Consider the following 1,707-nt stretch of genomic DNA (forward strand, 5'->3'; position numbering starts at 1 on the left):
AGTCGCCAGACGCTCTTTGTGCGGTATTGCCCAAAAGAAACGGCTTTCAGCACAGTTCCTCCGGCGTATGACAAGTTGCCGTCCATTTTTCCAGCAGCAGTTCCGGATAGTAGGACAGCTTCGATTTCCGCAGTCCGGCAATGCCCAGATCTTCCTCCCGATTCAGATAGGTGTAGTCCATGGCAAAGTGTGCCGCGAATTCCCGTGCCATTGCCGGATACGCCCCATGATAGCGGGTGTCCGCCTTTTCAATGTGCACGCCGAACACATTGCTGCAAATGGGTTCCCCGATGGAGAACGCCGCCAGCCTGCCGTCTACCCGCAACACGCCGCCTTTCAGTTCCAGTGCGGAAAAGTTCTCGAAAAAGGTGTGAATGGCGTACTGCTCCGCCACGCTGGAAGCATCGGTATAGCCGTCCTTGGCGTTATAGCTTTCCGCTGCAAAGGCAATGCACTCGGCAAAGTCGTCCGGTGTCATCTCCGAGAAAACCGGAGCATACCTGGCAAACTGGGCAATATGATTTCGCTTTTTGTGATACTTCTTTCCGGAGAGTGCCACAAAGTCGGCGGTGCGATAGAGATAGTCCGCACTGTCGCGGTCGTTTTCCAGCGTGAACTGTTCCGGAAATACCGCCTGCAACAGCGGCAGGCTCTGCTGGGTCAGGCCAGTAATCACCAGCGGTTTCTGCATTGCCGCCGCGTATGCCGCCATTGCCGCGATCACCTGTTTCAGGTCGCCCGTTCCGCTGGGGAACGAAAAATGCGGCGTGCCGTCCGGCGTATCGAATGCACAGATCAGATAGAACCCCTCAAAGGCACAGATGCGGGAATCCGCCCCGCGGCACCATGCCAGATTGTTGGCGAAGCTGTATTCGCACCCCATGAAATCGGACTGCCGCAGAGCCGTCTGGATCCACGGACGGTCTGCCAGAGTGATCTGCCGGAAATTCAGCATGCAAATGCCTCCTGTATGCGTCGGTATAATTCGTCCCGAATCTGTTCTACCGGATAAAGCTGTCTGCCGTCTGAAACCTCCACGAACTGCCACCCCAGCTTTTCGCCGGCATAGCGGGCAGCACGGTCACACTGTTCCAGATAGGCAAGGTCTGCCTCGTGAATGTCTTTTTTCGAAGCGTCCCCGTCATAGCGTTTGGCGAGAAGCTTCTGGGAAAGTTCCAACGGCAGGGACAGAAACAGCACCAGATTCGGCTGGGGCAGTCCCAGTTTACAGTACTCATAATCCTCCAGCCATTCCAGATACCCGTCCCACTGCTCCTGCGGCAGCTTGCTCATCTGGTGAATGGCGTTGGACGTGGTATAGCGGCTGGCGAGGATCAGTTCCCCAGCCGTGTAGTTCTTTTCCCAGTCCAGCTTATAGTTGGCGTAGCGGTCTACGGCGTAGAAGCTGGAAGCGGCATAGGCGTTCACGCCGTCCGGCGTGTCGGAAAAATCGCCGCGGAGATACATTTTCACCAGTGCGGCAGAGGGCTTGTCATACATGGGAAAGCTGATCGGCTTTACCGTTTCGCCCTGCTCCGTCAGCAGCTTGCCCAGTGCGGCAAACTGGGTGGACTTTCCGCAGCCGTCCAGCCCGTCCAGCACGATAATTTTACCTTGTTTCACCATGGATCACCTCAAATTTTTCCCGTACTTCCTTCGCCTTGCCGCAGCTCATCTTGCCCTCGGTACAGCCGCCGCAGTAGCAGG

At 56.4% G+C, this 1,707-nt stretch carries 2 protein-coding genes; both read right to left on the reverse strand.

What is annotated here, in order from left to right; genetic code table 11:
• Window positions 1–46: 46 nt before the first annotated feature.
• Complete coding sequence (locus RUMCAL_RS02790) at window positions 47–955, reverse strand: DUF2156 domain-containing protein (RefSeq protein WP_021680968.1); 909 nt, start codon at window positions 953–955, stop codon at window positions 47–49.
• Window positions 949–1,626: a dTMP kinase gene (locus tag RUMCAL_RS02795; protein WP_021680969.1), complete on the reverse strand. Its 678-nt coding sequence runs from the start codon at window positions 1,624–1,626 to the stop codon at window positions 949–951. The genes RUMCAL_RS02790 and RUMCAL_RS02795 overlap by 7 nt, the downstream gene beginning before the upstream one ends.
• Window positions 1,627–1,707: the final 81 nt, after the last annotated feature.

Source organism: Ruminococcus callidus ATCC 27760, from assembly GCF_000468015.1.
GTDB lineage: Bacteria > Bacillota > Clostridia > Oscillospirales > Ruminococcaceae > Ruminococcus_C > Ruminococcus_C callidus.

Bases quoted from the DNA above. Each gene is read 5' to 3' on its own strand.
- RUMCAL_RS02790 (WP_021680968.1), bottom strand. From the start codon at position 955: ATGCTGAATTTCCGGCAGATCACTCTGGCAGACCGTCCGTGGATCCAG.
- RUMCAL_RS02795 (WP_021680969.1), bottom strand. From the start codon at position 1,626: ATGGTGAAACAAGGTAAAATTATCGTGCTGGACGGGCTGGACGGCTGC.